The sequence below is a fragment of the Shewanella sp. BC20 genome (genome assembly GCF_003129585.1).
Classification (GTDB): Bacteria; Pseudomonadota; Gammaproteobacteria; order Enterobacterales; family Shewanellaceae; genus Shewanella; species Shewanella seohaensis.
Genome location: NZ_NHRI01000013.1, coordinates 120,925 through 145,120, shown reverse-complemented (window position 1 = coordinate 145,120; position 24,196 = coordinate 120,925). Strand labels below are relative to the sequence as shown.

20 protein-coding genes and 4 tRNA genes are annotated in these 24,196 nt (G+C 48.4%); 13 read left to right on the top strand and 11 right to left on the bottom strand.

Features of this window, described 5'->3' with window-relative positions; translation table 11 throughout:
- The first annotated feature begins 8 nt into the window (after nt 1-8).
- The 4 genes from CBX96_RS14495 to CBX96_RS14480 are packed head-to-tail and all read left to right on the top strand — an operon-like array spanning nt 9 to nt 4,683.
- Nucleotides 9-1,424, top strand: a complete 1,416-nt coding sequence (locus CBX96_RS14495; protein ID WP_109287167.1) for a TolC family outer membrane protein — start codon at nt 9-11, stop codon at nt 1,422-1,424.
- Nucleotides 1,421-2,029 (top strand): OmpA family protein, encoded by a 609-nt coding sequence (locus CBX96_RS14490; RefSeq protein ID WP_109287166.1) that lies wholly within the window; start codon nt 1,421-1,423, stop codon nt 2,027-2,029. Before CBX96_RS14495 ends, CBX96_RS14490 begins: the two co-directional genes overlap by 4 nt.
- An 18-nt stretch (nt 2,030-2,047) precedes the next feature.
- The gene (locus tag CBX96_RS14485) at nt 2,048-2,755 is read left to right on the top strand and encodes a transglutaminase-like cysteine peptidase (protein ID WP_109287165.1); all 708 of its coding nucleotides are present in this window, start codon (nt 2,048-2,050) and stop codon (nt 2,753-2,755) included.
- Between the two features lie 8 nt (nt 2,756-2,763).
- On the top strand, nt 2,764-4,683 hold the full coding sequence (locus tag CBX96_RS14480; RefSeq protein WP_109287164.1) for an EAL domain-containing protein: 1,920 nt from the start codon (nt 2,764-2,766) through the stop codon (nt 4,681-4,683).
- Nucleotides 4,684-4,876: 193 nt separating this feature from the next.
- On the opposite strand, the gene CBX96_RS14475 is transcribed toward CBX96_RS14480, so the two are convergent.
- From CBX96_RS14475 to CBX96_RS14460, 4 genes are all read right to left on the bottom strand, one after another.
- Nucleotides 4,877-4,953 (bottom strand) — tRNA-Pro (locus CBX96_RS14475).
- Nucleotides 4,954-5,006: 53 nt separating this feature from the next.
- A tRNA-Pro gene (locus CBX96_RS14470) sits at nt 5,007-5,083 on the bottom strand.
- A gap of 15 nt (nt 5,084-5,098) precedes the next feature.
- Nucleotides 5,099-5,174 (bottom strand) — tRNA-His (locus tag CBX96_RS14465).
- Nucleotides 5,175-5,226: 52 nt separating this feature from the next.
- Nucleotides 5,227-5,303, bottom strand: a tRNA-Arg gene (locus CBX96_RS14460).
- 208 nt (nt 5,304-5,511) lie between these two features.
- Here CBX96_RS14460 and CBX96_RS14455 point away from each other — a divergent pair.
- Nucleotides 5,512-8,142, top strand: a complete 2,631-nt coding sequence (locus tag CBX96_RS14455; protein ID WP_109287163.1) for a diguanylate cyclase domain-containing protein — start codon at nt 5,512-5,514, stop codon at nt 8,140-8,142.
- Between the two features lie 29 nt (nt 8,143-8,171).
- Here the strand turns inward: CBX96_RS14455 and rep are convergent, their stop codons facing one another.
- The gene (gene rep, locus CBX96_RS14450; RefSeq protein ID WP_109287162.1) at nt 8,172-10,187 is read right to left on the bottom strand and encodes a DNA helicase Rep; all 2,016 of its coding nucleotides are present in this window, start codon (nt 10,185-10,187) and stop codon (nt 8,172-8,174) included.
- A gap of 215 nt (nt 10,188-10,402) precedes the next feature.
- Here rep and CBX96_RS14445 point away from each other — a divergent pair, with 215 nt between their 5' ends.
- From CBX96_RS14445 to CBX96_RS14435, 3 genes are all read left to right on the top strand, one after another.
- The gene (locus tag CBX96_RS14445) at nt 10,403-10,657 is read left to right on the top strand and encodes an accessory factor UbiK family protein (RefSeq protein ID WP_011621181.1); all 255 of its coding nucleotides are present in this window, start codon (nt 10,403-10,405) and stop codon (nt 10,655-10,657) included.
- A 95-nt stretch (nt 10,658-10,752) separates the two neighbouring features.
- On the top strand, nt 10,753-11,085 hold the full coding sequence (locus tag CBX96_RS14440) for a hypothetical protein (RefSeq protein WP_109287161.1): 333 nt from the start codon (nt 10,753-10,755) through the stop codon (nt 11,083-11,085).
- A gap of 59 nt (nt 11,086-11,144) precedes the next feature.
- Nucleotides 11,145-11,510, top strand: coding sequence for a hypothetical protein (locus CBX96_RS14435; protein ID WP_109287160.1), 366 nt, complete (start codon nt 11,145-11,147; stop codon nt 11,508-11,510).
- Here the strand turns inward: CBX96_RS14435 and CBX96_RS14430 are convergent.
- A complete protein-coding gene (locus tag CBX96_RS14430) occupies nt 11,507-12,673 on the bottom strand; it encodes a winged helix-turn-helix domain-containing protein (protein ID WP_109287159.1) in 1,167 nt (388 codons plus the stop codon). The genes CBX96_RS14435 and CBX96_RS14430 overlap by 4 nt on opposite strands.
- 236 nt (nt 12,674-12,909) lie before the next feature.
- Here CBX96_RS14430 and CBX96_RS14425 point away from each other — a divergent pair, with 236 nt between their 5' ends.
- The 3 genes from CBX96_RS14425 (at nt 12,910) to CBX96_RS14415 (ending at nt 15,962) form a co-directional block, all read left to right on the top strand.
- Nucleotides 12,910-13,437 (top strand): hypothetical protein, encoded by a 528-nt coding sequence (locus CBX96_RS14425; RefSeq protein WP_109287158.1) that lies wholly within the window; start codon nt 12,910-12,912, stop codon nt 13,435-13,437.
- A 161-nt stretch (nt 13,438-13,598) separates the two neighbouring features.
- Nucleotides 13,599-15,071 carry a cell envelope integrity protein CreD gene (creD, locus tag CBX96_RS14420; protein WP_109287157.1) on the top strand — a complete coding sequence of 491 codons (1,473 nt, stop codon included), beginning with the start codon at nt 13,599-13,601 and terminating at the stop codon, nt 15,069-15,071.
- Nucleotides 15,072-15,188: 117 nt separating this feature from the next.
- Nucleotides 15,189-15,962 carry a phosphatase PAP2 family protein gene (locus CBX96_RS14415; protein ID WP_109287174.1) on the top strand — a complete coding sequence of 258 codons (774 nt, stop codon included), beginning with the start codon at nt 15,189-15,191 and terminating at the stop codon, nt 15,960-15,962.
- Between the two features lie 102 nt (nt 15,963-16,064).
- Here the strand turns inward: CBX96_RS14415 and CBX96_RS14410 are convergent, their stop codons facing one another.
- A complete protein-coding gene (locus CBX96_RS14410) occupies nt 16,065-16,586 on the bottom strand; it encodes a DUF3592 domain-containing protein (protein WP_258294680.1) in 522 nt (173 codons plus the stop codon).
- Between the two features lie 813 nt (nt 16,587-17,399).
- Between CBX96_RS14410 and CBX96_RS21585 the strand changes: the two genes are divergently transcribed.
- Together CBX96_RS21585 and CBX96_RS14405 are read left to right on the top strand one after the other, a co-directional pair.
- On the top strand, nt 17,400-17,549 hold the full coding sequence (locus CBX96_RS21585) for a hypothetical protein (RefSeq protein ID WP_181382211.1): 150 nt from the start codon (nt 17,400-17,402) through the stop codon (nt 17,547-17,549).
- Between the two features lie 204 nt (nt 17,550-17,753).
- A complete protein-coding gene (locus CBX96_RS14405; protein WP_109287155.1) occupies nt 17,754-18,548 on the top strand; it encodes a hypothetical protein in 795 nt (264 codons plus the stop codon).
- Nucleotides 18,549-19,063: 515 nt separating this feature from the next.
- On the opposite strand, the gene CBX96_RS14395 is transcribed toward CBX96_RS14405, so the two are convergent.
- The 4 genes from CBX96_RS14395 to ilvD all read right to left on the bottom strand — a co-directional run bounded on the left by CBX96_RS14395 (nt 19,064) and on the right by ilvD (nt 24,131).
- Entirely contained in the window at nt 19,064-19,324 is a 261-nt protein-coding gene (locus CBX96_RS14395) for a hypothetical protein (RefSeq protein ID WP_239000481.1), read from the bottom strand.
- A gap of 34 nt (nt 19,325-19,358) precedes the next feature.
- Entirely contained in the window at nt 19,359-20,492 is a 1,134-nt protein-coding gene (locus CBX96_RS14390) for an alanine--glyoxylate aminotransferase family protein (RefSeq protein ID WP_088212618.1), read from the bottom strand.
- 134 nt (nt 20,493-20,626) lie between these two features.
- Nucleotides 20,627-22,270, bottom strand: a complete 1,644-nt coding sequence (ilvA, locus tag CBX96_RS14385) for a threonine ammonia-lyase, biosynthetic (protein WP_109287153.1) — start codon at nt 22,268-22,270, stop codon at nt 20,627-20,629.
- A 1-nt stretch (nt 22,271) separates the two neighbouring features.
- The gene (ilvD, locus tag CBX96_RS14380; RefSeq protein ID WP_109287152.1) at nt 22,272-24,131 is read right to left on the bottom strand and encodes a dihydroxy-acid dehydratase; all 1,860 of its coding nucleotides are present in this window, start codon (nt 24,129-24,131) and stop codon (nt 22,272-22,274) included.
- Nucleotides 24,132-24,196 lie beyond the last annotated feature (65 nt).

Genomic DNA, 24,196 nt, shown 5'->3' with positions numbered 1-24,196 from the left:
GGTTTGCAATGAATACTTCAGTTAGACAACAATTTCAATGTTCAAAACTAGCGATTGTATTATCAGTTATCCTGTTACCGTTATCGGCTCACAGCCAAACGCTCGAACAAGCGGTAGCACATACACTCGATACAAACCCTGACTTGCGCGTTGCGTTTAACCGCTTCAAAGCCAGAGAAGAGCAAGTGAATCAAGCGATTGCGGGCTATATGCCAACCGTTGACATTACTGGTGGCTATGGCTATGAACAAACAGACAGTATATCGACCCGTCGACGTCCAAACGTGGGTGATGTTGATAGCGATGGAGTTGCTGAACTCAACCGTGGTGAGTTTGGTGTGAGCTTAAAGCAAATGCTATTTGATGGCTTTTATACCAGCAGTGAAGTTGATCGTTATAGCTTTGAAGCCAGTGCAGACCAGTGGGCGCTTCTTGCCGCAGCAGAAGACATGGCACTTGATGTCAGTAAGGTCTACCTCAACTATCTGCGCACCGATGAAGTGCTCAAATTGGCTGAGAAAAACCTCAACAGCCACAAAGATATTTATGAGCAAATCAAACAACGTACCGATTCTGGTTTAGGTTCGACTGCGGATCTCTCGCAAATTACCGGCCGTCTTGCACGTGCTAATGCGAACGTGATTTCTGCACGTAATAATCTGCTCGATGCCAAAGCACAATTTATTCGTGTGATTGCGGCTGATCCTGTTGATTTGATCCAACCTGTACCGGATGCTGACTTACTGCCGAAAGATCTTAACTCGGGTCTTGCCGACGCGCAGGAAAACCACCCGATTTTAAAATCCGCAGCCAATGATATTCGTGCCGCCGAGAACGAACGTTCGTCGGTGCAAGCCAGTTATTATCCACAAGTCTCGTTAGAGTTAAATGGTAACTGGAACAACGATGTGGGCGGTGAAGACGGCGTTAGCGCGTTAGCCAGCCAAAACGTTGGCGGCTACAACAACGATCTGGTTGCTATGGTAAGAGTAAGATACAACCTGTTCTCAGGCGGTAAAGACCTCGCCCGCGAAAAAGAAACGGCCTACAAGTTAGGTGAAGCCAAAGAAATCCGTCAACGCGCGCAGCGTGAAGTGGTTGAAGGCGTGAACTTGGCGTGGAACGCCTATGAAATGCTGGCCCCACAGAAGCAATATATCCGCGACCATGTGATGGCAGCAAAAGACACCCAATCTGCCTATGCCCAACAGTTTAACTTGGGTCAACGCAGCTTACTCGACTTACTCGATACCGAAAACGAGCTGTTTGAAGCACGTAAGGATTACTTACAAGCCGAATACGATGAAATCATTGCTAAATATCGTGTACTCAACTCTACTGGACGTTTACTTGACTCCTTAAAAGTCACTCGCCCAGAAGCATGGCGTGGTGAGCGCAACTACGAGGGAGGAGCTAACCAATGAAAACCCTAATCCTATTTATGAGCGTGGCGCTTTTAGCTGGTTGTTCCATGCGGGATACCGTTAATATTGAAGAAATGACCACGACTCAGGCCTATGATCTGTCCGACAAGGATGGTGATGGTGTGATTGAAGCTCGTGAGCGTTGCAACGACACCGCCAAAGGTGCAAGCATTGATAATTATGGCTGCGGTCAAGTAAAAGCAATTAATGAGCGTAAGGAAATCAATGTATTATTTCCAAACGACTCTGCTTATATTGCACCAGAGTACTATCCACAGATTGAAGAAATTGCGATGTTTTTACGTCAATATCCCACGACTAAAGTGACCATCGAAGGTCACACTAGCCGCACTGGGACAGATGAAAGAAACGCCGTACTTTCTCAAGAACGTGCTGATGCCGTAACAGCTGTGCTAGCAGACCGTTTCAGTATCGACAGATCTCGACTCACGGCCGTAGGCTACGGTCCAAGTCGCCCACTGGTATTGGAACGCACACCAGAAGCTGAAACCCGTAACCGCCGCGTAGTAGCGGAAGTGACCGGTGATGATACGACGACAGATATGAAATGGACGATTTACTCTGTCGATGAACCCACTAAATAAAGGCTAACAGAATAGGCTATGAACGGCAGGCTAAGGGATTACAATTCGTTTTTGCGCGCCTGTCGCTTAAGCCTAATCGCCTCTACGCTTGCGGTCGGCTGTTTATATGCCAGCCCGACCCAAAAGCTGGATGAAGCCAAAATTACCTCAACGCTGGAGAAGCGTTATGGTGAGCGCGCGGGTATGCGTGCAAGAGCTTGGTTTAAAGTGGTGGCTGAAGCCAGCACGCTCGACGAAAAAGATAAACTTTTAAAAGTGAACAACTTTTTTAACTTATTCCGCTTCGTCGATGACATCAAGTTATGGGGAGAATCAAACTACTGGGCGACTCCAATGGAGTTTATTGGCGTAAATGGTGGCGACTGTGAGGACTTTTCCATTGCCAAATATTTCACGCTACTCCAATTAGGCGTGCCCGAAGATAAGATGCGGATCACTATGGTTAAGGCCACGAGCGTGAATCAGTATCATATGGTGTTGGCTTACTATGACACCCCTTCGTCAGTCCCTTTAGTTCTCGATAACCTCGACCATGTCATTAAACCTGCGACTCAGCGTAAAGATCTCATCCCTGTTTACAGCTTTAACGGTAAACAGTTATGGCTAAATAAAGAACAGGGACGAGGTGTGTTAGCAGGCTCGTCGACACGACTCGAAAAATGGAATGACCTTAACCATAGGTTAGGGGTTGACCGACTCAGGCAGCCCAAATTAAAACTGGAGTAGCACCAAAGATGACACTGTTTAGACAGATATATTCGCTGCTTTTTAGCCTCTTCTTGCTGGTTGTTGCAAGCCTTGGCTATGTGCAATTTACTGAGACACAAAGCTTTTTGACCAAGCAAATGGAATCGGATCTAAACAATACCAGTACCTCGCTTGGACTCATGCTTACTCCAGCACTGCAAGCAGGCGATACCGCCGCAGCCGAAACCTTAGTCAATGTGATTTTTGAGGGCGGCTATTACAAGAACATTAAGCTGACCTGGATGGTTGATGGCAAACAACAAGAATGGAACAACCCTCTCAAAATTGAAGACGTGCCTCAATGGTTCATCAATCTCAACCTGTTTAAAACCATCAAAAAAGAAAGCACTATCACCTCAGGATGGTTACAGCTCGCTCAGCTAGAAATTACTGCGCACCCAGGTTTTGGTTACCATGAATTATGGCGAATCATGTCTAATACCATTATCGCCTTCTCATTGCTCTTTTTAGTCGCCATTTTTACTGCGAGATTAGGCTTAACCTGGATCTTAAAACCACTGCATGCCTTATCAGACCATGCCAAAAAGATTGCCGCCCGCCAGTTTGGCCCCGATATGCCGCTGCCTAAGACCACTGAACTCAAGGACTTGGTTACCGCATTCAACAGCATGTCAGCCCAGCTCAAGCAATTGTTCCAATCACTCGATGAAGAAGTCGGTTCTTTACGCAAGAAGAACCTCACCGATCCTGCTTCAGGACTGCCTAACCGCCAATATGTGGTCAGTCGCCTCAATGGTTGGTTAAGTGAACCGAGCAGTGGCGCCCTATTCTTAGCTAAGCTCGACTGGCTCGAAGAAGTGCATAGCAAATATGGCTATCAGGTTCGGGATGAAACCATTCGCCTATTAGCCGAAAAACTGGTTCAACAACTCAATGAGATCACCCCATCCGTGGTAGCGCGTATTGCCGCGTTTGAATTTGCTTTCCTCGTTACCGATGTCGAGCACGATCAAATCAGTAAGTACCTGCAAACCCTGATCCGCACCATCAACCAAGAAATCTCTAAAGCTGGCTGTAAGCCTAATGAGAACTTTGCCATCGGTGTCGCTGAACGCATCGGTCAGATGAAGGTGTCAGATATTCTGGCGCAGGCGGATAACGCGTTGCAAAAAGCCCTGAAGGAACATAAATCCTTCCATTGGTTCGAAACAACAGAGCAACAGCTGTTTACCCGTGAACAGTGGCGCGACAACTTAAGTCATGCCATCAGCAATAAGAAGTTTAAGTTCCGTTGGCAGCCTATCCAATTTTGTAATGGCGATGGTGTCGCCCAGCGCGAGCTTTACTGTCAACTTGAGTTGGGTGATAAGGTGGCCCACGCTGGCCAGTTTATGCCCTATATTGAACTGCTATCACTCGGCTCTCTGCTCGACAAGTGCCTGATTGAGACAGTGTATGAGCAAAAACTACTTGAGCGTAACTATGAGCCACTGGCAATCAACCTGACACATCAGAGTATTAGTGATACCCAGTTCCATGACTGGCTCAATCACTTCCTGCGCAGCATGCCACAGGTCGAGCGCATCTGCTTTGAAATCCCCGAAGCAGGTGTCTACAGCGATTTAGAGTCCTGTGTGCTCTTATGCAATATTATTCGTGATAATGGCGCTAAATTTGGTATCGACCACTTTGGTCGCCAATTTGGCTCAATGTCGTACCTTCAAGAGCTAAGACCAAGTTACGTCAAGCTCGACCAATCCTTCTCCTACTATGACGAGGCCTCACATAATAGCGAGCTCTGCCGCGCCATTATCAATGTCGCCAGAGGATTGGATATTCAGGTGATAGTGACAGGTATCCAAGAGAAAGCGCAGTTAGAACGCTTTAATGAGCTTAAAACTGACGCCTATCAAGGCTTTATCGTTCCACCAGAGAATATCGACTAAGTCGAATATCTTTGCATTAAGGCTCCTACGGGAGCCTTAATTATTTGAGCGGGGAGAATCGCTTGGTTTGGGACGCCACAACTATGTCGTGCAATTACGACTGCTCGCAAGGCTTGAACAGAGGCATACAGCCGAGAGACAGATACAAAAAAGCCCCAGTGATTCCTAAGGAATTCTGAGGCTTCAATGTAATTGGTCGGTGATAGAGGATTCGAACCTCTGACCCTCTGGTCCCAAACCAGATGCGCTACCGGACTGCGCTAATCACCGTAACTGTTAACTATTTGCCTGAAAAATCAAACGCGCTAGTTATGCGAAGAATGTGGTCGGTGATAGAGGATTCGAACCTCTGACCCTCTGGTCCCAAACCAGATGCGCTACCGGACTGCGCTAATCACCGAGATGTTAAATGAAATGGGGTGACTGATGGGGCTCGAACCCACGACAACCGGAATCACAATCCGGGACTCTACCAACTGAGCTACAATCACCACTGAATTTCACTTTACTGCTAACCTCAAGCTCACAACTCATTCGGAGAGATGGTGCGCCCAAAAGGATTCGAACCTTCGGCCTCACCCTCCGGAGGGGTGCGCTCTATCCAGCTGAGCTATGGGCGCTCGCCTTGGTTAGCGCCGCATATAGTATGGACAAATAGCCCTTGAGTCTATAGCTGTTTTGCACTTTTTTTACTGACTGCTCAAGTTTTGATACATTCGCATGCTTTTTCAACGAAACACCATCGTAAATATGCCTTGGATGTTACGGTATTTCATGTTAATTATAACGTTTGGTAAACAATTAACGCAGAACTGATTAGTGAGTATCATGTTTAGGGATGAAGATGGAACTACCCCGCCTCGAGCTCATGAGGTTGAACGCTTAAAAAAGAGACTTAATCGCCTCAAATATTTGGCGCATAAGTATAAGCGTGCCGAAGTCGTTCAAAATGCGTTACTCGAATTATCCCATATTGCGACTCAGGTTCCTTCCCTCGAAGAATTCTATCTAGGTGTGCATCACCACCTAAAGCAACTGATCTCTGCCGATAATTTTTTTATTGCCACTCTAGATGTGAATAGCGGGGACATTTCGGTTCCCTTCTTCGCCGATGAAAAAGACGCCCACCCTGCTCAACTCTATCCCGAGCAATCGCTATCCACACTGCTACAACAGGGCTTAACGGGCTATGTCTTTCGCACCGGCGAAACCGTATTGTGCGATGAGGCTAAAGTTGACGAACTGGTTCAAGCGGGCGAGATAGTCAATCTCGGCTCACCATGTCACCTGTGGCTAGGCGTTCCCATTAAACATGAAGGCATAGTGACCGCGGTACTCGTAGTGCAAACCTATGATACCAATGTGAGTTACGGCGATATCGAGGTCGAGTTAATGACCTTTATTTGCCATCACATTGCCGGCGTGATGGAAAGGCTTAAACACCAAGAACAACTAGAACAAGCCATTCAGCAACGCACCAAGGAACTCAGCCAAGCCTACGATAAACTCAAGCAAGAAGTATACGAGCGCCGCAGAGCCGAGCGGTTGCAAAAGTCGTTATTTGAGATTGCTGAGCTTGCAAGCTCAGGCTCAGATAACCCTGACTTCTATGCCCAGTTGCATAATGTGATTCGCCATCTTATTCCTGCCAATAACTGTTATATCGCCCTGCTGAATGAAGAAGGCACTCACTTAACCTTCCCGTTTTACGTGTCGCAATTAGGTAATCAACATCCAGGTTCAAGGCCCTTGCAGGATGGGTTGACCGAGTACGTGCTTAAACATAAGCGCCCATTATTACTCGACCAAAATGATATCAATGACTTAATCAGCTCTGGCGAACTTTACGCTAAAGCCCCCGCACTAAACCACACCCAAACAATGCACCAATGGATAGGTATTCCACTGTTTATCCATGACGAAGTCCGTGGCGCCTTGACCATCTACAGCTTCAGCATGACCCAAAACTACCAAACTAAAGATTTGGAATTGCTGACTTTTGTGTCCCAGCATATCGGCGCGGCCATCGAGAAAAAGCTAACGGCAGAATCTTTGCGCCGCAGCTATGAAGAATTAGAAGAAAAAGTCGCGGCCCGCACCACGGCTCTTGCCGAGTTGAATAAGGATCTTGAAAAAGAAATCCGCCAACGCCGCAATATGGAAGCCAAGCTAGTGCATGATGCCAAGCACGATGCGCTCACAGGGCTGCCAAATCGCGCCATGTTTATGGAGCGACTCAACCAAGCCATAAAGCACGTGCGGCGCCATAGCCTAGAGCAGTTTGCCCTGCTCTTTATCGACCTCGATCGCTTTAAGCAAATCAACGACACTATGGGGCATTTAGAGGGGGATAGGTTCTTAATTGAAACCGCTACCCGCCTACGCGCCTGTATTCGCAGTAACGATACCTTAGCCAGACTCGGCGGCGATGAATTTGTTATCCTGCTCGATAGCATTAATGGTATTAACGATGCCCGTGATGTTGCCGAGCGGGTCATTCAAAAAATCTCACTCTCCTATACTTTAGGGGCAATCGAGTTTCACTCGGGCGCCAGTATTGGCATCACCATCAGCGGCAATAAGCTAGATACCAGTGAGTCTATGCTGCGCAATGCCGACACTGCCATGTACCAAGCCAAGGCGAATGGCAAAGGCTGTTATGTCATCTTCGACGATAGCGCCTCTCAGCAAAAGATGCAGGACATTGCCTTCGAGAATGATTTTAAACAGGCATTGCAAACCGGTGAGTTACAACTGCAGTTTTGGCCGATTGTCGATTTACAGACGCAGCAAACCCAAGCATTAGAATGCCGTTTGACATGGGAACATCCACAGTGGGGCACAATTCCACAGGAGATCCTCAGCCAGTTAGCCGAACAAGCAAACCTGATGGTCGAACTGGATAAGTATACGATTAGCTTGCTGGATAAGAGTTATCATCAACTTCTTGCCAGCCAAGGCGATAAAGTCGAATTACACCTTATGCTGTCGAGCCAACATCTAAAGCATAAGCACGCGCTGCGTGGACTCAAAAACGCCCTAAAGCAGACTAAGCTTGCGCTGCCACAGCTATGGCTGTTTTTTAATGAAAAGGCCTTAGTGCTGGAAACAGAGAATCACATTAATGGCTTTGAGTTGTTGAAAAAGCTGGACGTGAACTTGGGGATCAGCCACTACGGCAGTGGCCACAGCTCATTAAATAGTTTGTTATTCTTACCCATCAAGGGTTTAAAGCTCGATGCCAACATAACCAAACAATTGCAGGATGAGCAACACATTAAGCTGATGTCGGCTTACCAGAAAGCGGCTTCGACCCTAGACTTACAAACCTTTGTCGATGGGCTACAGTCCGCCGAGCAGATAAAAATCTTCCACGCATTAGGTTATCGCTTTGGCCAAGGCGGTGCCTTAGCCTCACCTTTTTTATTGTCAGACACCACACAACAGGTCTGTGCCTGAATGCAGTAATCACATGATGAATCTTGTGATTACTGTTTTTTAAACATATCCCTTAAATTTGAGATATGGCTGCGCCCCGTCTGCATGCGCTCCTGCTCGGTCTGCTGCGGTTTACGGTTCTCCCAAATAAGGTCATCCTGCGGTAACTCATGCAGAAAACGGCTCGGCTCGCAGCGCATGGTTTCACCAAACTGGCGACGCTCGCGGCAAAGAGTAAACCACAGCTCACGCTGAGCACGCGTAATCCCCACATACGCCAGACGACGTTCCTCGTCGACGTTATCTTCATCTATGCTGGTTTGATGTGGCAGAATGCGCTCCTCAACCCCCACCATAAACACGAAGGGGAATTCCAGCCCTTTAGAGGCATGCAGCGTCATTAACTGCACCTGATCGCCGCCTTCATCCTCGCTGTTACGCTCCATCATATCCCTAAGCGTCAAGCGGTTAACCACCTCAGGCAAGGTCATGGGTTCTTCTAACTCATCCCCCGAGAGCATTTCCGTCACCCAGCGATAGAGCTCGGAGATGTTTTTCATCCGCATCTCGGCGGCCTTGGCGCTGGTACTGGTCTCGTATAAATAGTCTTCGTAATTAATCTTACGGATCAATTGTTTTACCGCCTCAACTGGCTCGCCTCGTTCGGCGTGCTCCCCGGTATCGACAATAAAACGGCCAAATTGATACAAGGCCGACATGGCATTAGGCGGTAAATGATGATTCAGCTCAGGGTCAAAAATCGCCTCAAACATGGAGATATGTTTCTCGTTGGAGAAGTTACCCAAACGCTCTAAGGTCGATGGACCAATGCCGCGCTTAGGCAAGTTTACTACCCGCAAAAAGGCGTTATCATCGTCGGGATTTACCACTAATTTGAGGTAGCCCATGATGTCTTTAATCTCAGCACGGGCAAAAAACGAGGTACCGCCACTTAACTTGTAGGGGATACGGTTAGTCATCAGCGCCCGTTCGAGCAGGCGAGACTGGTGGTTCCCCCGATACAGAATCGCGTAGTCACCAAATTGGGTACGACCAACAAACTTGTGGCGAATGATTTCAGCAACGACACGCTCAGCTTCTTGCTCCTCATTGGCGGCAAACAGCACTCGCATCGGCTCACCATAAGCCAACTCGCTAAATAACGACTTATCGTACACATGGGGATTGTTGGCAATAAGGATGTTAGCCGCCCGCAAAATACGTTGGCTAGACCGATAATTCTGCTCGAGTTTAATCAGCTTAAGCTTGGGAAAATCTTTGCCCAACAACACTAAGTTCTGCGGTTTAGCCCCGCGCCATGAATAGATGGACTGGTCGTCGTCCCCCACCACGGTAAAACGCGCCCGCTCGCCCACCAGTAACTTGACCATTTCATACTGGGAAGTGTTGGTATCCTGATATTCGTCCACCAGCAGGTATTGGATCTTGGTTTGCCAGCGCGTACGCACTTCCTCGTGATGCCTTAGTAATAAGGTCGGTAGCAGAATTAAGTCATCAAAATCTAAGGCGTTGTAAGCTTTCATATGCTGGGCATAACGCTGATACAACATGGCAAACAACTGCTGTTGTTCATCCTTTGCCTGTTTGCGCGCCTGGTCGGGAATAATCAGCCCCCCCTTCCAGTTGGAAATCGCCCCCGCAAGAGCTTTAAGTAAGTCTTTATCTTCCTGTAATTCTTTTTGAGTCAGCTCTTTAAGGAGCGCAAGCGTGTCTTGATCATCGAATAACGAGAACCCTGGCTTTAATCCCAGCACTTTATGCTCACGTTTTACAATCTCAAGCCCCAGTGTGTGGAAGGTCGAAATCCACAAACCTCTAGCCTCTTTGCGCCCCATAGACTGAGCGACCCGCTCCTTCATCTCGCGCGCGGCTTTGTTGGTAAAAGTTACCGCCGCGATATTGCGTGCATTGTAGCCACACTTTTGCACTAGGTAGGCAATCTTGTTGATAATTACGCGTGTTTTGCCACTGCCCGCGCCCGCTAATACTAAGCAGGGACCCGAAACATAATGAACAGCATCATTTTGGGCAGGATTGAGTTTCATCTTCGCGCAATATCCAAACAAGTCTTCAGAAGGGGGATGGGATCATAGCAGAAGCTAAGGTTTTAAGGCCAACAAATCCCCTTGCAATCGTTATCACACCGCCGTGACAAAGCGCGCAATCGTGGCGATGAGCACGGCCCAATCCGCGGCTTTACTTTTGAAAGCTAACGTACTGAGTTACAATTCATCCATTCAGCAAAGAGGCGGACAAGATTATGATCAATCCAAAGAAAATCGAAGAAATGGCGAAGCAACTGAGCGATAGTTTGCCCAGCGGTCTTAAGCAATTTGCCGGTGAATTTGAAGAGCGCAGCAAGCAAGTGCTGCAAAATCAATTGCTCAAGTTAGATCTGGTTTCCCGTGAAGAATTTGAAGTACAGCAGCATGTACTACTGAAAACCCGCGAGAAGTTAGAAGCTCTGCAGGCGCAAGTTAACGAGCTTGAGAAAAAGCTGAACGCCGCGGACTAACTGATAATGCATGTGTGAAAGAGCACAGTTAGCGAGAGCGCAGCTGTGCTTTTTTTGTTTTTAACACTTCAAGCATTGAGTCACTTAGGGAAATCATGCAACAACTCGCCAGCTATATCCTTGCTATTGAAGGCTTTCCAAGCCCGGTTTCAGTGGTGAGCCACACCCAAGAGCAGCACAGTTATCGGGATGACAATGCTGAAATTTGCGAATCCTTAACCCTGTATCACTTTGATAACGGGGTTGTGGTCAGCCTGTTAAGCGAGCAAGATATCCAGGCTGATGAGTCAGACATGGTTTGTGCCGATTATTGGCTGAGTTATCGAGTCGTCACCGCCAATATCGCGATTTCGCCGCAGCAAAAATCCTTTAGCAACCTCTGTCAGCAGCGTTTTTGGCTTAAGATGCAGCAAGGGCTTACCGAGTAAGAATAGTTGTGGGCGCCTAGACTTAAGCGCTCGAATTCGAATCGTCAGGGAAGAAGACCATGGATATCGCAATCAGCACACACTATCAAGACTATCTGCTTTGGGGATTATTGCTCCTTGGCGGCCTGCCACTGCTCAGTTATCCCTTTGTAGTCCTCGCCAGCCTGATGGGACTTGCCAGCCAAACCACGATTAAAGTGCATTGGTTTTATCGACTGATGAATAAGAGTTTTCTATGGGGAACCCTTGCTTATCCCTTAGTGTACATTCCCTGCTACTGGCTCGCGCGCGGAGAGAAGAGCTCATTATCCTTAGGCTATGCCGCACTGCCACTGATCTTTTTGGCATTGCTGTACCTGTGCTTTCGCTGGATGGATGTACCATCTAAAAACAAATGCCCAGATAACGACAAAGATCCCGATTAGATCTTCTGCTGCCGTGCGTATAGTTGTTTAAATGCCTTATGGTTAGCCTTCACCAGTTTCCAGCGACTACAGCCATTAAAGCGCGCATACTCAGTGACTGCCGCCTCAAATGCCGCACAGAAGTCATCATCCATGCCATCGAATCCAGCTTCTAAGGTCAGCTGTTGTAATAGCAGTAAACCGCTTTGCCGCTCGGCTTTCACATCCACTCGCCCCACGAAGCGGTCACGCCACAAAATTGCGAGGGAGTAATAGCCATATTGGCGTTTTTCGGCGGGCACATAGACTTCAATTTGATAATCAAAATCAAACCATTGCTTTAATCGTTGCCGCTGAATTAATAGATTATCGAAGGGATTGAGTAGCCAGACTCGGTTGGGCATCGCAGCGGTTATGTGCAGCTCGGGACGATAAAAATACCATTGCCCTTCGGCCTTAAAGCTTGCCAACTCACCCTGAGACTGCATAGCGGCTAATTGCTCAGACACGTGCGCTTTTATACCTTTGCGCAGATAAGCGATTTGTGCCGCTGAACCAAAGGCATGGGCATCGAGATAACGCTCAATCAAGTGGCGGGCAAATTCGCTCTCGCTCGGTGCTTGGGTATTGGTATGACTTGGGAGCACTCGCTCGGTAAGATCATAACATTTTTGAAATTTCTCCCGCCTCACCACCATTAGCTCGCCGCGCATAAACAACTGCTCTAGCGCCTTTTTGGCGGGTTTCCAGTCCCACCAGGCGCCATTTTTACCTTCAGTATGCTCAAAGTCACTGGCTTTAAGTGGACCTTCGGCGCGAATGCGGGCACGCACTTCCTGCATCACCCTATCGTCTGGCTCAAACCAATGTTTGCCGCCATTTTGCAGTTGTTGTTTACGTTGCAAACTAAAACGGTAGTCGGCGATGGGTAAATAGGCCGCCGCATGGGACCAATATTCAAAAATCTCGCCCTGTGCCAGCGCCTTATCCAGCATCTGCGGTTGATACTGCGGCATCCGGCTGTGTAACACATGGTGATGTGCCCGTTCGACCACATTGATAGAGTCGATTTGCACATAACCAAGGCGGCTAATCAGCTCGCTAACTGAAGCCTGAGGCTGCAGTAAACCTTGCTGTTGCATATTTAGCTGTAACCACTCGCGGGGTGAAAAAGGGCTCGACATGCACTCTCCAAAGGCCAGTAACCGTGAATAACCACCCCAAATTGATGCCATTATCGGCTTATTATCCAAGGGATGGTTGTCTCACTTTTGTCGGATATTTCGCAAACTTAACGTGAATTCGCCAGCTCACGGGCAACTTGAGTTAACATAAGCCATTTCCTCACTAAGGGCTATCGCTTTACCTTGAGACGAACAACGCGCTCATCCAAGGTTAGCCCGTCATTAAGGATTGATGAATGAATATCTATTACCGCGAAGCCAAACTCTGCGGCCGCAAAACTGGCAATGGCACTAAGCTGCCATTTTTGATGAATATGCTTTACTCACTCGCTGAAAAGAATGGCGATTTACAACCTTTTGCCATGGAGGATATTCAGGCCGTCCTGTTTAACCAGCATCATTCCATTGGCTGCTCCATCAAAGCGCCTTTGCCCATAGTCTCTTGGCGTAACGAAGCCATTTGGTACGAGCTATTCAAAGGTGAAGCGCCCGTATATCTACCCCAGTGCATTACTTTTACCAATGGCGCCGTCGACTTTGCGATTGTCGTGATTGGCGATGAGTATGAGTTACGTATTTGGCCTGACGCCAATAATCGTGAGCGTGAAAAACACCAATGGTTTTCACACCATGCTCCCGTCTATTCGGAAGAAACCGACATCTTTAAGGAATGTCTTGAAACGCTACTTAAACATATCCGCAAGGAAGATGATTTTGAGGCCAAACACCCCAAATTTGGCAAAAAGCCCCGAGCCGCGACCTAGGATTTAGCTCGAATCTGGGCGATTGCCATAATTTTGCCACTATTGATCAGCAACTTGCCCGCAACTCCTGCGGGCAAATCTGTTTTAATAGCCGCCGTGATATCGAGTTAGCCCACAGAATACCGTGGCGACTCGCGCGTATTTCATAGGGAATGAAATCCATGTTTAACATTATTTTCTGGGTGCTCACGTTACTGAGTTTGGCGCTATTTGGCGGCGCAATTTATTTAGTGGCGCGCGCACTCCTTAAAAAACTCAATCGTGATCAAGGAACAGATATGTCAGCACAGGAACAGCCTGCCACAGCAAAGGGAGCGGCATTGAAAAACACCACGCTATTAAAAGCCTTAACTATTGGCATTCTATCGATTGTGGCCTTGCTACCGCTTGGGATCATCATGGACATGACGTCCGATCGCGAAGCCCTGTACCACAGTGTGGTCGATGAAATCGGCCGCTCATGGGGCGAGCAACAAACGCTCTCAGGCCCAGCGTTGGTCATCCCCTACAGCTATTTTGTGATGCAGGAAGAAGTCAGTAACGACGGCAAAACTCGCCACGAAGTAAAGCGCACCTATCAGGACGAGCTGGTGATCCTGCCGAAAAAACTCAGCCTCGATTTAGACCTAAAACATGATTTCCGTACCCGCGGCATTTATCAATCTCTGGTGTATAACGCAGCACTTAATGGGCAGGCTGACTTTCGCTTAAACCGTTACGATATTCCTAACCTTATCGCCTTCGATAATCAAAATGCCCGTTTAGTCTTTGGGGTATCATCGAATCAAGCAATTGATAAGGTAGAAAAAATTGAGGTTACGGGCGATTCAGTCTTACTCTCTGGCTCACTGATGTCGGGCACAGGTTTGACGACTGGTGGTCTAGAAAAAGGTTTTAACCAAGGGATCCAAGTCGGTGAAGCGAGTGATTTTAGTGTGAACTTTGCGATGACGCTGCGCGGATCTCAGTCGATTAGCGCCCTGCCATTAGGCGAACAAACCCTGCTGAATATCCATGCCGATTGGCCGCACCCGAGTTTTAAGGGCCTGCTCCCAGCCGAGCGTGAAATCACCACCAATGGATTTACTGCCAGCTGGAATATCAGTCACTTAACTCGCAACTACCCGCAAGAATTTATTAAGAGTAACCAGTCAACGCTTACGGAAGTGGTGGCTAATGCCATGCTGTTTGAGCCTGTGACCCATTACGGCAAGATTGAGCGCTCAGTCAAATACGGTCTGCTATTTATCGTACTGACTTTTATCATGTTATTTATCTTCGAGCTGGGTCAAAAGACCAGCCTGAGCACAGTGCAATACATGTTGGTTGGCAGCGCCATGGCCCTGTTCTACCTGCTATTACTGTCACTCTCGGAGCACCTTGCCTTCCTGCAAGCGTATCTAATCGCCGCCTGTATTCCAGTGCTGTCGGTCTCCGCCTATGTGGGCAGTGCCACCGCTAGCCTTAAGCGTGGTGCAATTGTCGGCACTATGCTGGTGAGCTTGTATGCGGTGCTGTACTCGATACTGCAACTAGAAGATTACGCTCTGCTGATGGGCACCGGATTGTTACTCGTAGTTTTACTGATTTTGATGTTCGTGACCCGCCATCAACCCAAGAATACGGTGCAATAGCACCTACCGCTCCACCCTTGAAGACCCCCGACAGCGCACTTTTTGCTGTCGGGATTTTTTTATTGGCAAGCCCAAACGTGGCATGTAGCCTATGTGGTTTACTCGGAGGCGAATATTTTGACTCATCCAGCCTATCTTCTACGTCGTTTAACCCTTGTCTGGTTACTGTTGGCAACCATACCAAGCTTACTGTTACTCACTCAAAATCAATTATTTCCGCTAATCGACCTGCAATCGCCCCTAGCTAAAGCCTTATATTGGCTCACCACCACAGGCACGGCGCCCTATGGAGTGGCAACCGTGTTAGTGGTACTAGCACTCGCCTATCGCCATATGCCAAAAGCGCTGTTTATTAGCCTGTTTTTAGCCATTAGCCTCAGCCAAGTTATCAGCCTGAGTACCAGTCATACCCTTAAAGCCTTGTTTAAAGAGCCAAGACCGAACCTAGTATATCTGTCCGACCAAGGCCTCCCAGAGGAAGCACAACTCAATCCACACACTTTTTATCAATTAGCCAAGCCAGAGCGTTCACAGGCCATCGCAGAAGCACTAACCGAGCTACACACCATGGAGCCAGAGGTCAAACTCGCGCCTAATATTCACCAACATTGGGAAGATGAAATCGGCTATTCCTTCCCCTCAGGCCACACGATTTTCGCAGTCACCTTAGTGCTCACCGCCAGCTATTACTTGCTACTCGCAGGTTTGCCGCTATTTGCCAACACGTTATTTACTTGGGGATTATTGATGGGCCTCAGCCGCATGTTACTCGGCATGCACTGGCCGCAGGATGTGCTCTTCTCCACTGTACTCGCCGCCATCATTAGCAGCTTAAGTGTATTTTTAGTGGAAAAGTTCAGACCAAGAAGTAAAGAGCAGTCCAGCGGTTAAAAAGTATAAAGCCAACTCAAGGGCTAACTCAGCGCGACAGGCGGCATCTGCAACTTATGTAGATGCCGTTTTTGTTAGGATGAGTCCAAGCGAGCAATCACTTCAGCCATGCGTAAATGCCACGACATCCGTCAACAGCAATGCGGCCAAGACAGCTGATATAAAAAGCGCCATCACACCAATAATCAAATGACTGTATCTTGCGAGGAACTTGTGTTCGATAGCGGCTTCAGGGTGTTGGATTGGCACAGATAAGCTCACCTTATCGCCTATCTTCGGCCCAAAGCGGTTGTAGGCATGCTCGTTATAATTCATCAGCGCGCCACTGGTATAGCGCTGCCCTCGCCAAAAATATTCAATCACCGGATTAATAAACACTTGCTGATCCCTAAAGTGCTCAGGCTCGTCGCTATATCGATTATTCTCTTGCAGCGAAACAACCGTCCCTTCAACCAGCTCATAAGCTAACAGCTGCTCTTGCCTAAATCTTAATATCCCACCAATCCCAATCAGCCCAAGCACCAAAGAAAACCAAGAGATTAACAGCTGACCGCCAATATCCTCGAAGACAAATGCGCCAATAATTACGGCAGGAATAGATAGGATAAAAACGAGAAACAACATTAATTTGTGCATTTAACACCAAAAAAAAAATAGAGCGAAAAACCATTAAGATTGAATTCTATTTCTCTGTTAATAACTTATAAAGGACTTATCAAGGAACAAATATATTCAGCCATTATTCCCCCAATAAACGATTAAGCACAGTCATTCCAGTGACACGCAGCAAGCACATCCCTGTGTGCTCGACGGCGGCATCCATGCCGCCAACGGTCACTTACATGCCAGTGCTTAATCTTGCCAACCCCCACAGTAATCCGCCCTATTCCTATAAACACCATTCTGTAAATTTAACAATGGGCGGCTCGTTAATTCGTTAGAACACTGACCCTATTTTAGTAATGCTACAGAGTTCTGCCCATATCTGATATCAACCCCTAGCCAATAAGAAAATGTAGTATGAGTGTTAGCCTGAATGCGAGGCCAAATGCTGTCAATCAAGGTCAACAATCAGCCGGAAGTGAGCGTAAAAGCATGAGAAAGCTAAAACGATATCAAGTAATTACCCATCAAGTTGTATAAAAAACCGCTACCGCAAAAAAACAAATTCCTATAGCATCATTTATACCAATTGACATGGATGTGGCAGCGGCAAAGTCCAATAAGAGATTTATGCCCTGCAAATAGCGCAGCGCATAAATACTAAGAACTTATGTAAGTAACCCAACCTAAAACTTAAATTCAACACACCTTGAGCTTAACCATTCCAAATGTGTTGTTCCATGCAGTTCCAACAAGGAGGTCTGAACACCAACTTACTGAAATACACCATCTGGTAGATGTGTTGGCAAAAGCCATACAAATACTAGGAAATCTATGATTGAATTGACCCTTAGTTTACAAGTCTTCATAACGGTTGATTTTGTAAACTTGGTTCAGGTTGCAGTTGATAATGCTGCTGCGATTAGAGATCTTGCCGCTGCCGTACTTATGCTATCCAAGGCAAGCAAGCTTCTCCGCAAATAACCAAACCTTCAAAAATCTGAGCAATTCGCTCCAGACGTCAAGACTGATAGCTTGGCAACCTAGAAAATAAATTTGAAATTAGTAGCGTCTTACCCTCACCTGACGGATTGAGTTTGGCGCTCAAATACTTACATAACGAAACACTTAAAACAGACTCGCTTCGTTCAATGCTTAGTGAGGTGTTGGATTTATACGAGGATACAGATGGAGAACATAACTTTAGAGTCGCTAGCAACCAATCCCATTGTGACGCTGGGTAGTTTTTCCTTGGCAGTGTTGGGGATCGTTCTCGCAGTTGTTTTCTACTTTAAGGCTCAAAAAAACAAAACTCCTTGCTTCGAAAAATCGAGCAACACGATTATTGAGGGACTACATAATTCACTTGATGGCTTAGAGGTACGCTACAAAGGCTCTGTCCAAGAGCGTATAACCGTAACAAAATTGGCATTTTGGAACGACGGAAAAGAGACAATTGATAAGTCTGACTTGGTAGAACGAGATCCGGTGAGGGTTTATATCCCCGAGGGCGTTGATGTTTTAGATATTCAAATTATCAGTGTTAGTGAAGAGTCAAATTCTGTTTCAGTCCAGAAAATCGAAGAAATCTCCAATACCTATAGATTAAATTTTGATTTTCTGGACTATGAAGAATATTTTGTTGTTCAAGTCATTCATAATGGTTCGTCAAGTGTTCCAATTAAAATTGAAGGAAAAATCAAAGGTTCAAGGTCCATAGAAAAGGTAGCCAGCTCTCAGGTTAAAGCAACTATATCAAGCGGATTTCCTTTCTTTGGTGAGCAAGTGGGTGTCTTATTGGCAAGCCGTCTATTTATGAAATATGTTGGATCATTAACGTATTTTTTGATGGCTATATTTGCTGCATGGAATCTCATAACAGGAAATACACAATGGTTCGTTTGGCTTGGTGGAACATTTTGTTTATTTGCGTCTGGGCTTATGTATTATGGTTTTAGGCATATAGCACCAGTAAAAATATAATAAATAGGGATAGGCCGCGCGTAGCCGCGACGAGCGAAATAGCGGACAGTCATAACTCTTTTGGGACTAACTGTCCGACACTGAAATCACAGAAGTTCACCATCCCCTCGGAGTTGCCGCAGGGCATTTGCGTTCGTTGCGTGAGCGAGGCATGGAGGCCGAGATAGCGTCAGTCGAATCAGGGACGAGCGTCTGACGCGATAGCATAAGAACGCTAAATGCCCAAGGGGCTTTCAACTCCGTTGGGGACGCCGGGGGATATCCAAAAGGGGAACAGGCGCTTTTCCCCTTTTGGTCGGGTGTGGGGTGAAGCCCCACGACCTTGATTCACCTCGGCCGTAAGGCCGCAAGTATGTTTAATAAAGTACAACTTTAAAGCCAAGAATCCTCTAGAGCACGCGGAACATTATTCTGGATGAATTCAGAAAACATCAACTAAGTACAACTAGTAGAAAAGTATAAATCCCCGCATTACAGGGATTTATAAACTATCAAAGACGACTAAAACTCACCGATTAAACACACTTTTCATCCGATTTATCATCGGAAGAAAGTGCTCGGCTAATACTGCCGAAGATCGCGGTTAAAATACCAATGCCCACATCCATCTGCCGAGCATTGCTATCATCACCGCTGGCCTCGCGTTGACTCTGATTGCCAGCAGTGCCTCGCACAAAATCACAACTGGTATTGCTCATATTGCTGGAGGCACAACCACTTAAGATCAGAATCAAACCGCCAATCAATAAACGTGAACTCACTGAGCGCAAACTCACTCTGCGTAACATCCTTATACGCGAAACTGACATATTAGTTCAGCACCTCTTCTAGGGCGCGCAGACAGAGCGCGACATTCTCACGACGGGCACCAAAGCCCATTAGACCGATGCGCCAAGCTTTACCCGCAAGTGCACCAAGGCCTGCACCGATTTCAAGGTTGTAATCCTTGAGTAGACGCGCGCGTACGGCGGCATCGTCGACGCCTTCGGGGATATAAATGGCATTAAGCTGCGGCAAGCGTGAAGCTTCGGCGACCACAAATTTCAGGCCGAGTTTTTCAAGGCCAGCGCGCAGCACTAAATGCATATCTTGATGACGCTTCCACGCATTTTCTAAACCTTCTTCGGCCAATAAACGCAGCGACTCATGCAGGGCATAAAGCGCATTAACGGGCGCGGTGTGGTGATAACTGCGCTTACCGCCGGCACTGGTCCAATAGGCCATCACCAGACTTTGATCAAGGAACCAGCTCTGCACCGGCGTTTTACGGTTTTTAAGCTTTTCTACCGCAGCAGGCGAGAAAGACACAGGCGATAATCCCGGTACACAGGAGAGACATTTCTGGCTGCCAGAATAAATAGCATCGATTCCCCATTCATCGACTCTTAATTCCACACCGCCGAGGGATGTCACCGCATCGACAATGGATAAACAGCCGTATTGTTTTGCCAGCGCGCACAGGGTTTTAGCATCACTCAATGCGCCTGTTGAGGTTTCGGCATGCACAAAAGCGAGAAACTTAGCATCGGGGTTAGCCTTAAGTGCCGCCTCAACGGCAACAGGATCGACTGGCGTGCCCCATTCGTTATCCACAACCACGGCAATCGCACCGACGCGCTCGACGTTTTGGCGCATACGCTCACCAAACACACCGTTACGGCAGACAATCACCTTTTCGCCGGGTTCAACTAGGTTCACAAAACAGGTTTCCATGCCCGCACTGCCGGGGGCAGACACCGCCATCGTCATTTCATTTTTGGTTTGAAACGCATATTGGATCAGGCTCTTAAGCTCATCCATCATACCAACAAATAATGGGTCTAGGTGACCAACGGTCGGTCTTGCCTGCGCGGCTAATACTTCAGGATAAACATCCGATGGACCTGGCCCCATCAAAATGCGGCGAGGCGGATTAAAGGCAGAAAAATGCGGTGCAGGTAACATCATGTCTCCTTAATGCGTAGGGTCGAGGTCTGATTACTAGAGCATTCACTCTTGATTTGTTAAACCAAACTACCACAAAAAGGGGCGCCTGTGCGCCCCTCCTTTAGCCTAAGTTGTCACCTAAAGCTAAGTGATTACAAAGGCAGGTTCTTTTTTCCTTTTCCAGCATTCAAAAACAGCTGATAAGCAGGGCTTTGCGTCTCTTCTTGATAGACAAATCCCAGCTCAGTTAAAAACTGCTGAAACGGTAAGGCATCGCCCTCGGGGACTTCAAAACCTGCCAGCACTCGGCCAAAGGCCGCGCCGTGATTACGGTAGTGGAATAAACTGATATTCCACTTGCTCTGCAAGGTAGTTAAAAACTTCAGCAGCGCCCCCGGATGCTCAGGAAACTCGAAGCTAAATAGGCGCTCCTCTAACGGCTCCGGTGGATGACCGCCGACCATATAACGCACATGTAATTTCGCGGTTTCATCACCGGATAAGTCCTGCACCTCAAAGCCGTTATCTTCTAAGGTATTGATGATCTGCTCTAATTCGCCATGGCCTTTGGTCAAACGAATACCCGCAAATACCACCGCCATATCGCGACTGCTAAAGCGATAATTAAATTCGGTCATCACCCGCTTTTCGAGCAACTCACAAAAACGCAGAAAGCTGCCGGGACGCTCGGGCACTTTAACCGCCAGCACGGCTTCTTTTTGCTCACCTAACTCGCAACGCTCCGACACATACCGCAGGCTGTGGAAGTTCACATTTGCGCCACTTAAAATCGCCGCGACTTTCTCCCCCTTACCACTCTCGCCAGTGGTATTGGTGCTGACATATTTTTTTAGCCCAGCCAAGGATAAAGCGCCTGCGGGTTCGGCAATGGCGCGGGTATCTTCAAAAATATCTTTAACGGCGGCGCAGATTTCGTCGGACGTTACCGTCACCACTTCATCCACAAACCACTTAGCTAAGCGAAATGGCTCAGTGCCGATACGTTTAACCGCAACACCATCGGCAAACAAGCCAACTTGCGCCAGCGTGACAGGCTCGCCCGCCTCCATCGCCGCTTTTAAGCAGGCCGCATCTTCAGGTTCAACCCCAACGATTTTGACCTGTGGCATCACCGCCTTGTAATAAGCAGCAATCCCGGCAATTAAGCCACCACCGCCCACGGGCACAAATACCACTTCAAGGTCGCGCTGCTGTTGCAACATTTCTTGGGCGATTGTGCCTTGGCCTGCGATAACGGCTTCGTCATCGAAGGGGGCGATATACACCCGACCTTCCTGCTGCGCCATTGCCATCGCAAAACCATTGGCTTGGTCGAAGGCTTGGCCGTGCAACACCACATTGCCGCCCAAACGGCGCACCGCATCGACTTTAATATCCGGCGTAGTTTCGGGCATCACAATCACCGCATCCACACCACGACTGGCCGCCGACATGGCCACGCCTTGGGCATGGTTACCCGCCGAGGCACACACCACGCCGCGTTGACATTCGGCTTGGCTCAACTGGGCGATGCGGTTATAGGCGCCGCGCAGCTTGAAGGAATGCACAGGTTGCATATCCTCACGCTTTAAAAATACTTGGCAGCCCAAACGCGCCGAGAGTTTATTAAGGCTGGAGAGTGGCGTCACTTTCGCAACGTCATAAACCGACGACAGCAGGATTTTTTGCAGGTAGCTTTGCGCAAGCTGACTCTTTTCTAAGGCAGAAGTGGCCGGCTTCGACTGAGAGGCCTGCGCCTCAGCCTGCTCCGTTTGCGATGCTGCGAGAGATAACATATCAGTCCTCCAACTTACTGCGATCGCGCACCGCGCCCTTGTCGGCACTGGTGGCAAGCATGGCGTAGGCTTTAAGTGCCATCGACACATAACGCTGACGCGAAAGTGGTTTCCACGCCATTGGTCCACGGGCGAGCATGGTTTCACGGCGCGCCGCTAACTCGGCATCACTCACCGCAAGCTTGATACTGCGCTTGGGAATATCGATTTCAATGCGATCGCCGTTTTCAATCAAGGCAATCGTGCCGCCCGCCGCCGCCTCAGGCGACACATGGCCGATGGATAAACCAGAGGTTCCACCTGAGAAGCGGCCGTCGGTGATCAGCGCGCAAGCCTTGCCTAAGCCGCGGGATTTTAAGTAACTGGTGGGGTACAACATTTCTTGCATACCCGGACCACCTTTTGGCCCTTCGTAACGGATGACGACCACATCGCCCGCCACCACTTCGCCACCTAAAATGCCAGCGACTGCATCATCTTGGCTTTCGTACACCCGAGCACTGCCGATAAAGGTCAGGTTAGACTCATCCACACCGGCAGTTTTAACGATACAGCCATTGTCGGCCAGATTGCCCGATAACACGGCCAGACCGCCCTCTTGGCTGAAGGCAAACTCGCGGCTACGGATACAACCTTCTCGCCTGTCATCGTCCAGCGATGGCCAGCGGCAGTCTTGGCTAAAGGCTTTAGTGGTGGGAATGCCCGCAGGTCCTGCCATAAAGAATTGTTTTACTTTGTCATCTTGGGTTTGCATGACATCGTACTTGGCGAGCACCGACTTGAGATTGCCGCCCGCATCGGCAGCAACATGTGGCACATCGGTATGCAGTAGTCCGGCGCGGTCTAACTCGCCTAAGATACCCATCACGCCACCGGCGCGGTGCACATCTTCCATATGGTATTTAGCGGTCGACGGCGCCACTTTACAAAGGTGCGGCACTTGGCGCGACATACGGTCGATGTCGTCCATAGTGAATGCCACGTCAGCCTCCTGCGCAGCTGCCAATAAGTGCAACACAGTATTAGACGAACCGCCCATGGCGATATCTAGCGCCATGGCGTTTTCAAAGGCTTTAAAGCTGGCAATGTTGCGCGGCAGTGCAGAGGCATCATCTTGTTCGTAGTAACGTTTGGTCAGCGCCATCACGCGGCGGCCCGCTTCTAAAAACAGTTCGCGGCGGTCGCTATGGGTCGCGAGCATGGAGCCGTTGCCCGGCAGCGACAGGCCTAAAGCTTCGGTTAAACAGTTCATCGAGTTAGCGGTAAACATGCCCGAACAGGAGCCACATGTAGGGCAAGCGCTACGTTCGATTTTAGCGCTATCTTCATCGCTTACACTCGAGTCGGCCGCGGCCACCATGGCATCGACTAAGTCGAGCTTAATAAGCTTGTCCGACAGCTTAGTTTTACCCGCTTCCATCGGCCCGCCCGACACAAATACCACAGGGATATTGAGGCGCAGCGCCGCCATCAACATGCCGGGGGTGATTTTGTCGCAGTTAGAGATACAAACCAGCGCATCGGCGCAGTGGGCATTGACCATATACTCGACGCTATCGGCGATAAGCTCCCGCGAAGGCAGACTGTAGAGCATGCCACCGTGGCCCATGGCGATACCATCATCGACGGCGATGGTGTTGAATTCCTTGGCAATACCGCCCGCCTCTTCGATGGCGCTCGCCACCAGAGAGCCCATATCTTTTAAGTGCACATGGCCGGGAACAAACTGAGTAAAGGAGTTGGCAATTGCAATAATCGGCTTACCAAAATCATTGTCTTTCACCCCTGTGGCGCGCCATAGCGCACGGGCACCCGCCATATTGCGGCCTTCGGTACTGGTTGCTGAGCGTAACTTTGGCATTGACTCTATCCCTTATCTCAAATCGAAAATCGTGCCCTAAGGGCCTTGCTGCAGCGCTAATGTCC

What these genes read in the sequence shown, in the direction of transcription:
- CBX96_RS14495 (WP_109287167.1), top strand. Translation starts at nt 9, where the DNA reads ATGAATACTTCAGTTAGACAACAATTTCAATGTTCAAAACTAGCGATT.
- CBX96_RS14490 (WP_109287166.1), top strand. Translation starts at nt 1,421, where the DNA reads ATGAAAACCCTAATCCTATTTATGAGCGTGGCGCTTTTAGCTGGTTGT.
- CBX96_RS14485 (WP_109287165.1), top strand. Translation starts at nt 2,048, where the DNA reads ATGAACGGCAGGCTAAGGGATTACAATTCGTTTTTGCGCGCCTGTCGC.
- CBX96_RS14480 (WP_109287164.1), top strand. Translation starts at nt 2,764, where the DNA reads ATGACACTGTTTAGACAGATATATTCGCTGCTTTTTAGCCTCTTCTTG.
- CBX96_RS14455 (WP_109287163.1), top strand. Translation starts at nt 5,512, where the DNA reads ATGTTTAGGGATGAAGATGGAACTACCCCGCCTCGAGCTCATGAGGTT.
- rep (WP_109287162.1), bottom strand. Translation starts at nt 10,187, where the DNA reads ATGAAACTCAATCCTGCCCAAAATGATGCTGTTCATTATGTTTCGGGT.
- CBX96_RS14445 (WP_011621181.1), top strand. Translation starts at nt 10,403, where the DNA reads ATGATCAATCCAAAGAAAATCGAAGAAATGGCGAAGCAACTGAGCGAT.
- CBX96_RS14440 (WP_109287161.1), top strand. Translation starts at nt 10,753, where the DNA reads ATGCAACAACTCGCCAGCTATATCCTTGCTATTGAAGGCTTTCCAAGC.
- CBX96_RS14435 (WP_109287160.1), top strand. Translation starts at nt 11,145, where the DNA reads ATGGATATCGCAATCAGCACACACTATCAAGACTATCTGCTTTGGGGA.
- CBX96_RS14430 (WP_109287159.1), bottom strand. Translation starts at nt 12,673, where the DNA reads ATGTCGAGCCCTTTTTCACCCCGCGAGTGGTTACAGCTAAATATGCAA.
- CBX96_RS14425 (WP_109287158.1), top strand. Translation starts at nt 12,910, where the DNA reads ATGAATATCTATTACCGCGAAGCCAAACTCTGCGGCCGCAAAACTGGC.
- creD (WP_109287157.1), top strand. Translation starts at nt 13,599, where the DNA reads ATGTTTAACATTATTTTCTGGGTGCTCACGTTACTGAGTTTGGCGCTA.
- CBX96_RS14410 (WP_258294680.1), bottom strand. Translation starts at nt 16,586, where the DNA reads ATGTTGTTTCTCGTTTTTATCCTATCTATTCCTGCCGTAATTATTGGC.
- CBX96_RS21585 (WP_181382211.1), top strand. Translation starts at nt 17,400, where the DNA reads ATGATTGAATTGACCCTTAGTTTACAAGTCTTCATAACGGTTGATTTT.
- CBX96_RS14405 (WP_109287155.1), top strand. Translation starts at nt 17,754, where the DNA reads ATGGAGAACATAACTTTAGAGTCGCTAGCAACCAATCCCATTGTGACG.
- CBX96_RS14390 (WP_088212618.1), bottom strand. Translation starts at nt 20,492, where the DNA reads ATGTTACCTGCACCGCATTTTTCTGCCTTTAATCCGCCTCGCCGCATT.
- ilvA (WP_109287153.1), bottom strand. Translation starts at nt 22,270, where the DNA reads ATGTTATCTCTCGCAGCATCGCAAACGGAGCAGGCTGAGGCGCAGGCC.
- ilvD (WP_109287152.1), bottom strand. Translation starts at nt 24,131, where the DNA reads ATGCCAAAGTTACGCTCAGCAACCAGTACCGAAGGCCGCAATATGGCG.